Origin of the sequence: Neisseria sp. 74A18 (assembly GCF_001308005.1) — a bacterium.
GTDB lineage: Bacteria > Pseudomonadota > Gammaproteobacteria > Burkholderiales > Neisseriaceae > Neisseria > Neisseria dumasiana.
Map to the genome: position 1 here is coordinate 1 of NZ_LGZA01000050.1, position 8,578 is coordinate 8,578.

An 8,578-nucleotide genomic window follows, 5' to 3' on the forward strand; every position below is an offset into this window, starting at 1 on the left:
GTTTTTCGATATGGTTGAGGGCATCGGTGTGCAAAAAGCTGCTCATGAACAAAATTCTCTAAATTCTCGGAGTTTGATGTGAGTGGGAATTTAGAGGATTTTTGAGGGTTTTGCAAAGGTCTCAGGCCGTCTGAAAACGAGCTTTGTGAGTTTCGCCAAAACGAGCTTTGTGAGTTTCGCCAAAACGAGCTTTGTGAGTTTCGCCAAAACGAGCTTTGCGGGTTTCGCCAAAACGAGCCGTGCGAGTTTCATTATAGCCAATCAACTTAAAAATAGTACACTCGTCATACTCGGGCTTGACCCGAGTATCTCCTCAATTTGCAGAAACTCAAGATACTCGGGTCAAGCCCGAGTATGACGGTTTTGTTATTAAACTTAAGTGGATTAACGATAAAACGAGCCGTGCGGGTTTTGCTCAAACCCTTTCAGACGGCCCTATCCGACCGCCCTACATACATCAAAGCAATATCGGAATCAAAACCGGCACCAGTGCAGCAGTCAGCACGCCGTTGAAAATCAAACCCAAACTGGCATAAGCCGCCAGTTTGCGGCTGCGTTCGAGCGAAGCGGCAATGCCCATTGCGTGTGAAGCCGCACCCATCGACATCCCTTGCGAAGTCGGCATGCGTATGGTGCTGACGCTCATCAGCCGGAAACCGATCATCTGCCCCATCATGCCTGCCAAAATCACCGTGGCGGCGGTAATGGCGGGAATACCGCCGATGGTGCGGGTAATCTCAATCGCAATCGGGTTGGTAACGGATTTTGCCGCCAGCGACAGCACCACTTCGTGCCCTGCCCCCATCCACTTGGCAATATACACGCCGGTCACAATGCCCGTTACGCTGCCCGCGGCTTGCGACACCACAATCGGCAACCATTGGCTGCTGATTTTCTTCCAGTTGATATACAGCGGCACCGCCAGCGACACCACCGCCGGTTTCAGCCAAAAATCAATAAACTCGGCTGCATCGTGATAGGTGGCGTAATCGATATCGAACGTTTTCAGATAAGTAATCACCACAATCGTGCTCAACACCACCGGATTGCACAAAAAACTGCCGGTTCGCGCACGCAGCACGTTGGCAATCCAATACACCGTTACCGTGATAAAGAGCATTAAAACGGGATGCGACAACATTTCCATTACCAAAACCTCCGCATCAGCTCGTGCACTTTACCGGTAACAAACATCACGAGAAATGTGCTGACCACGGTCGCCGTAACGATAGACAGCAAATCGCGTCCGACAATGTCCAGATAGCTCATTACCGCCACGCAAGGCGGCACGAGAAACAGCGAAAGATTGCCCATCAGCACATCAACCATCTGCTGCAACCAAGATGTTTTTACCCAGCCGATATGCAACGCACCAAACAGCAAACCCATGCCGATAATGCTGCCGGGCAGCTTGATACCGCTGAAATAAATAATGGCTTCGCCTAAAGCCAAAAAGCCGAAAATAATGCTCAACGCTCTGATCATGATATGTGTGTTCTCCTGAAAATCCCCGGTATGGTTCCATGCAACGCGGCTTGAAGATGAGGCCGTCTGAAACCGGTTGCACAAACGCAAACGAAAAGCCCCGCCCGTTTGTTAAGTTGTTAATCTGTGTAAATCATAACCCTACGCAGGCCGTCTGAAAAGGCAAAACGGCCGAAAATGCAAAAGAAAAACGGAATCTGACTAAGATTCCGTATTCATCGAAACAATCATTGCGCGCTTGCGGTTTAACATGCGCTTTTATTTGTAGGGGTTTTCCACCCCGTCTATCAAACGGTGCAGATATTCACGCAACTGCGCTTCGCCGCACCCCATCAGCAGCGCATCTTCAAACGCATCTTGTGCCGTTTGAAAAAGCTCGGTCATGTTTTCCGTCATCACCTTGATTTTTTCGGTGCACGAAACGATTTCGCCGTCGTCGCTATACCATTTCGGCATTTCGGGCATACTCATGGCGGCTCACCTCAATTCAAAAAGCGTGAAGGATCGTTTTTCTTTACCCTGCGGCCGAAGGCATATTTCGAGTTCCAATATTTATTGCTCAAGCTGGTGATTTCAATGCGCTTACCCGAGCGCGGCGCATGGATAAAGCGGTTGTTGCCGATATACAGCCCCACATGCGAAATACGCCCGCCGCCCATGGTTCGGAAAAACACCATATCGCCCGGCTGGAGATTGGAGCGGCTCACATGTTCGCCCATTCTCGCCTGTTCCGCCGAAGTGCGCGGCAGGCTGATCTGCATACTGCGTTTGAAAATATGCTGCATAAAACCGCTGCAATCAAAACCGGTGCTGGCCGAAGTGCCGCCGTAGCGGTAAGCCACCCCCAGCAAACCCATGGCACTGCCGATTAAATCGTCGGCATCGCGGCGGGTAATGGGCACGCTTTTTTCATCGTTCACCACTTCAACCGCTTTATACTGCGAATTTTGCTGGCCTTGCAGGCGCAGCAGGCTCTCAATTTCATCGGCTTGCGCCGCACCCATGCCCGACAGCATCAGGCAAACGGTGGCAAAAACTGCGCTACACCATTGTTTCCATTGGTTCATTTATTCATTATTCCGTAAATTTCTTTTCAGACGGCCTGAGGCATCTTTATATGTTATTCTGTGTATAGCAGTTTGACGATCAACTTCTGCATCGTCATACTCGCTGTCGAAGCATAACGGAATGTACATCAATTTTTCGTGAAAATAACTATAGATTCTGAAATCAGCCGCTAAGATACAGCAAAAGCCATGATGATTCCAACTTTACTTGCCATGCGCGATTTCTCCCGTATGCGCGAGATTATCGCCATTCTGACCAAATACGGCTTGGGCGAATTTGTTCAGCGCATCAAACTCTCTTCACAAAGCAGCCACGAAGGCGAATCCGCGCCCGAAAGCCGCTACATGAGCACGCCGCGCCGGTTTCGCATGGCGTTTGAAGAGTTGGGGCCGACTTTCGTCAAACTCGGCCAAGTGCTGTCGACCCGCGTGGACATTTTCAGCGCCGAATGGATTGAAGAATTCGAGCGGCTGCAAAGCAATGTCGCACCGATTCCCACCGCCGATATCCGCACGCTGATCGAATCGCACTTGGGGCAGCCTGCCGAACAGGTATTCCGGCACATCGACCCCCAACCCATCGGCAGCGCATCGATTGCGCAAGTCCACCGTGCCGAGCTGACCAACGGCGAAACCGTAGCTGTTAAAATCAAACGCCCCGACATCGAGCCGACCATACAGGCCGATTTGCGCATTCTAACCCATCTGGCCAATCTAATCGAATCCGAAATCCCCGAAACCCGCCGCTACCAGCCCGTGCAGATGGTGCAGTATTTCGCCCGCAGCCTCGATAAAGAAACCGATTTATCCATCGAACTGCGCTATATGCAGCGGTTTGAAACCACCTTTCAAAACCACCCGTTTATCCATATTCCCAAAGTTTATCAAGAATATTCAAACCGCCACATTCTCGTGCAGGAATACGTTTCCGACACCTTGCTGAAAGACATGCCGTCTGAAACGCTTGATGCCGCCACCCGCCGCACACTCGCCGGCCGTATTACCGACACCCTCTTCATCATGATACTCAAGCAGGGTTTCTTTCATGCCGACCCGCACCCGGGCAATATTTTCCTCAACGGCGACGGCCGCATCACCCTGATTGATTTCGGCTTGGTCGGCCATCTCAGCAGCACCCGCCGCCGCGAAATCATCGACCTCATCAACGCCCTCACCCACCGCGACCAATTCACCATGCAGTATGTGTTGAGCAACTGGGCGCAAGGCGAGCTGCCCGATGAAAACCTGCTCGGTGCCGACGTTTTGGAAATGCTGCTCAACTACGAACACACGCCCATACGCGATTTACGCATCAGCCAAGTGATCAACGACATCACCCAAATCATGCGACGCCACGGGCTGACCCTGCCCGGCGACTTGGTGATGCTGTTCAAAACCCTGATTACCCTCGAAGGCGTGGTCAAACGGCTCGACGGCAGCACCGAACTGCTGGAACAGGCCAAGCCGATTGTGGCGGAAGTGTTCGGCGAACGCGCGTCGCCCGAACACATACTGCGTAAAAGCAAAATGCACGCCCAAACCATCGTGCAGGCGCTCGACGAATTGCCGCAAAACCTCTTCCGCCTCAGCCGCCGCCTGCAAAAAGGCCAAGTGGGGCTGAATATCGATTTCAAGCATTTCGACCAACTCAGCCACCAAATCGACCGCGCCACCAACCGCCTGACCATGGGCATCGTAACCGCCGCGCTGATTATCGGCTCGTCTATCGTGATGAGCATCGAAACCGGCCCGAAATTTATCGGCTTTATCGGCTACCTGCTGGCCTTTGCCAACAGCGTGTGGATTATTTGGTCGATTTGGCGGTCGGGCAAGCATTAAAGTTTGTTTATCGGTGCATATATAAACCGTTCTCTTTAATATAAACAACAAGAGGCCGTCTGAAAATGTTTTCAGACGGCCTCTTCACTTTTTATCGTCAAGCCAGAATCTTGCCGACGATTTCCGCTACATCTTTCGACAAACCGCTCTGCTGTTGAATCTGCTGCAACTGCGCTTTCATCAGCTCTCTGCGTGTCGGCTCCAGCTTGTTGCAGATATTGAATGCCTGCACCAAACGCGATGCCACTTGCGGGTTGAAGCGGTCGATTTCCATCACTTTAGCCGCGATAAAGGCATAGCCCGAGCCGTCTTGAGCGTGGAAATGCGGCACGTTACGGCTGAACGCGCCCAACAGTGCGCGGGCTTTGTTGGGGTTTTCCAAGCTGAATTTCGGGTGGGCTAAGGCCGTCTGAATCTGCTCCGGCGTGTCGTTGCGGTGGCTCGATGCGATCAGCGCAAAGTATTTGTCCATCACCAGCGCGTCTTCGCTGAATTTTTCGGCGAAGGCGGCCAGCAGTTGGTTGCGTGTGTCGTGCGGGTTGTTGTTGACGGCAGACAAAATCCCCCATTCGTGGGTCATGTTTTTGGCCATGGCATCGTAGCGTTCGGCCACCACGCGGATATGGTCGGGGTCGGCACGCAGCACAAAGGCGCGGCAAATGTTGCGCAGGCTGCGCCATCCGGCCAGCTCGGGGCTGTATTCGTAGCGCACGGCTTCGTCTGCCGCCTGCTCTTGGGCGGCAGACTGTTCGTTTAAGGCCATAAAATGCTGCTTGAACTGAACGGCCAGCTTGTCGAGCAAGGCTTCGCGGGCACGGTGGACGAGCAGCGGGTCGATATTCTCGCCGTCGGCCCACAGTTCGGTTTCGGGCGGCACTTGCAACAGCATGGCTTTGAAACTTGCACTGATGTCGGCATCCAACACATATTCAAACGCTTTCAGCAGCGTGGCGTGTTGCGACAGCGGCCGGCCTTCGCGCAATGCGGCTTCATTGGCGGCAATGGCGCGGCGGTACAGGGTTTGCCCTGCTTCCCAGCGGGCGAAGGGGTCGGTATCGGCAGAAAGCAATACGCTCAATTCTTCGTCGCTGTAATCGTAGTTCAAATGCACGGGGGCGGAAAAGCCGCGCAACAGCGAAGGCACGACGGGCACGCCGACGCCGTGCAACACAAACTCTTGCTCGGCTTGCGTTACCGCCAACACCGCTTCGGTTTGAGCGGTATCGCTTTCAGGCCGTCTGAATGCAACGGGGCGGCCGGTTTGGGCATCAAACAAAGCGATTTTCAGCGGCATCATCATCGGTTGTTTTTCGGCCATATCGGGCGTGGGCGGCACGGTTTGCTTAACGTTCAGCACATAATCACCGTTTTCTTTCAGACGGCCTGTTACGTCCAGCACGGGCGTGCCGGCTTGGCTGTACCACAGGGCGAACCGGCTGAAATCGAAACCGTTGGCATCGGCCATGGCGGCGCGGAAATCGTCGCAGGTTACGGCTTGGCCGTCATGGCGTTCAAAATAAAGTTTCATGCCTTTTTGGAAGCCCGCTTCGCCCAAGAAGGTATGGTACATGCGCACCACTTCGGCACCTTTTTCATACACGGTCATGGTGTAGAAATTGTTCATCTCTTCATAAGACGCGGGGCGGACGGGATGGGCGGTCGGCCCTGCATCTTCGGGAAACTGGTGCTGGCGCAGCATGGCCACGTTGTCGATGCGGCAGGTGCCGTGGTCGATACGGTCGGCGGAAAACTCTTGGTCGCGGAATACCGTCAGCCCTTCTTTGAGCGACAGTTGGAACCAGTCGCGGCAGGTTACGCGGTTGCCCGTCCAGTTGTGGAAATATTCGTGGGCAATCACGCTTTCGATACCGGCAAAGTCGGCATCGGTGGCGGTGCGGCTGTCGGCCAGCACATATTTGGTGTTGAAAATGTTCAGCCCCTTGTTTTCCATCGCACCCATGTTGAAGTCGCCGACGGCCACGACCATGTAGATATCGAGGTCGTATTCGAGGCCGAAGCGGGTTTCGTCCCACTTCATCGCATGTTTGAGCGACTGCACGGCAAAATCGACTTTGCCCGCATCTTCGGCGCGGGTGTAAAACTCAATCGCCACTTCGCGCCCGCTCGCGGTGGTAAACGTATCGCGCGTAAGGCTCAAATCGCCCGCCACCAACGCAAACAGATAACTGGGCTTGGCAAACGGGTCGGCCCATTTCACCCAATGACGGCCGTCTGAAAGCGTGCCGCCGTCCACTTTATTGCCGTTCGACAACATCACGGGATAACGCGCCGCATCGGCAGTGATGGTTACGGTAAACACCGACATCACGTCGGGGCGGTCGGGGTAAAACGTGATTTTACGGAAACCTTCCGGCTCGCATTGGGTAAACAGATTGCCGCCGGAAGCATACAGCCCCATCAGCGATTTGTTTTCAGACGGCCTGATCAGGGTTTCGACCGATACGGTAAATGCTTCGGCAGGCACTTGAGCCAACACCAGCTTGTCGTCTTCAAGCGTATAAGCCTGCGTTTCTTCTCCGTTGATTTTAACCGTCAGCAATTCGGCCGAACCGTCGAGCACCAACGGCGAACCGGCTTGCTGCGGCTCTATGTTCAGATGCGCCGTTACAACGGTATGGTTATTTTGAATATCGAAATGCAGTTCGGTTGCCGGCACCAAATAGGCGGGCGCAACATAATCTTTTAAGTAATGCACGGTTTTATTCATATTGTTCTCTGTAATCAAACATAAAGCAGAAATAGGAAAAAGGCCGGAACGTATGGCTCGAAATCTTGGCAAATCCCTCAGAAGATATGGATGCAGTTCAAGGCGCAACAGCACCGTGAGTGCAGACCTATCAATATAAGGCTGAGACCTTTGCAAAACCCTCAGATGTGGATGCAGTTCAAGGCGTAGCAGCACAGCGAGTGCAGACATATCATATAGATAGGCAAACGAGCGAGCAGCGCACAACGCAGAAATGCGCTGCAGATGGGGGTTTTGCAAAGGTCTCAGGCTAAGCGGGCGGGTATAAATGCGCCACAGACGGGGGTTTTGTAAAAGTCTCGGCTCGGCAAACCGCTATGATACACGACTCGGCTCACACCCGAAGACCCGTTTTGAAATCACATCGGGCCGTCTGAACACTTTTCAGACGGCCCGATGTGATTCGGATAGAAAGGAATAAGAAAGGAATAAATATATGATGAAATCAGATATTAATCACGTTTGCCGATCACACCGATTTCGCCTGCTTTGTGGTGGAGAACCATACCGGCCACTTCCTCTGCATTTGGGCCGAAGAGATGCACGTGGTAGTCACCAACCAATTCTTTATCTTTGCTCACTTTGCCCTCGACACCGTGAGCAAGAACCAGCGAGCCGTTTGACGGGTTGTTAAGAGTAGTATGCTTCAACTCGGCTTCATCCAATTTAACATCACCAATTTGAGCCAGACCGGTTACAGTGCCACTACCCACTTTTTTATCGAAATCAACGTTGTAAGTCAAACGGCCGGTTTCGCTGTTGCTGAATGCCGCACCGTTGTAAGTATATTTACCGGCAGCAGGCAGGGTTTGAGTGGCTTCGCCGTTAATCAGCTTAACTTGCATCGGCATTTTCATATCCGGGCTGTTATCGTCGGGATCGCCGCCGGTAGTCGGCTGCAACGCGAACGAACCCGCAACCACAGAATAAGCTTGGCGGTAGGCACGGAAAGCTTCTTTTGCATTCACGCCCTCAACCAATTCATTTTTGGCCATCTTACCCACATTGTGCTGCACTCCCGCCAATGTAACGGTATAGTCGCTCAAGTTTTGGCTGGTTTTTTTAGCTTCCTCTTTATTAGCGTTCCCCGCAAACAATGCCGTTTTGGTACCTTGAATGTCTGAATGTGAAGTTGCTGCCGTTGAAGGGCTGCCGCTACCGCCACCGCCGCAAGCAGCCATACCCAAAGTGATCAAAGTAGCCAATGCGATTTTTTTGTGAATAGACATTTCCGTAATCCTCGTGTTTGTTTTATGTAAAAATTAATGTGATTCACTGTCACGGGTGCATATTATCAATTCACAACATATCTTTACAAGACAGAAACATGTAAAAATGCAAAATAGTTATGAATTTTACATTTCAATATCTGCAAATATGAAAATCGAGACAGTTTAAATGCTTTTGTAATATTTAATAT

7 protein-coding genes are annotated in these 8,578 nt (G+C 52.2%); 1 reads left to right on the forward strand and 6 read right to left on the reverse strand.

The annotated features are described in order from the left end of the window. Nucleotides 1-457: 457 nt before the first annotated feature. The 4 genes from AKG43_RS11285 to AKG43_RS11300 form a co-directional block, all read right to left on the reverse strand. Nucleotides 458-1,147: an LrgB family protein gene (locus tag AKG43_RS11285; protein WP_054600645.1), complete on the reverse strand. Its 690-nt coding sequence runs from the start codon at nt 1,145-1,147 to the stop codon at nt 458-460. Further along, complete coding sequence (locus tag AKG43_RS11290; protein ID WP_054600646.1) at nt 1,147-1,485, reverse strand: CidA/LrgA family protein; 339 nt, start codon at nt 1,483-1,485, stop codon at nt 1,147-1,149. Before AKG43_RS11290 ends, AKG43_RS11285 begins: the two co-directional genes overlap by 1 nt. Before the next feature lie 258 nt (nt 1,486-1,743). Next, nucleotides 1,744-1,956: a hypothetical protein gene (locus AKG43_RS11295; RefSeq protein ID WP_054600647.1), complete on the reverse strand. Its 213-nt coding sequence runs from the start codon at nt 1,954-1,956 to the stop codon at nt 1,744-1,746. Between the two features lie 11 nt (nt 1,957-1,967). After that, nucleotides 1,968-2,552 (reverse strand): C40 family peptidase, encoded by a 585-nt coding sequence (locus AKG43_RS11300; protein ID WP_054600648.1) that lies wholly within the window; start codon nt 2,550-2,552, stop codon nt 1,968-1,970. Between the two features lie 189 nt (nt 2,553-2,741). Here AKG43_RS11300 and AKG43_RS11305 point away from each other — a divergent pair, with 189 nt between their 5' ends. Then, nucleotides 2,742-4,391, forward strand: coding sequence for an AarF/ABC1/UbiB kinase family protein (locus tag AKG43_RS11305; RefSeq protein ID WP_054600649.1), 1,650 nt, complete (start codon nt 2,742-2,744; stop codon nt 4,389-4,391). 97 nt (nt 4,392-4,488) lie between these two features. On the opposite strand, the gene pepN is transcribed toward AKG43_RS11305, so the two are convergent. Next, nucleotides 4,489-7,119, reverse strand: a complete 2,631-nt coding sequence (gene pepN / locus AKG43_RS11310; protein ID WP_054617394.1) for an aminopeptidase N — start codon at nt 7,117-7,119, stop codon at nt 4,489-4,491. Nucleotides 7,120-7,610: 491 nt separating this feature from the next. Further along, on the reverse strand, nt 7,611-8,387 hold the full coding sequence (locus AKG43_RS11315) for a factor H binding protein domain-containing protein (RefSeq protein WP_054617395.1): 777 nt from the start codon (nt 8,385-8,387) through the stop codon (nt 7,611-7,613). Nucleotides 8,388-8,578: the final 191 nt, after the last annotated feature.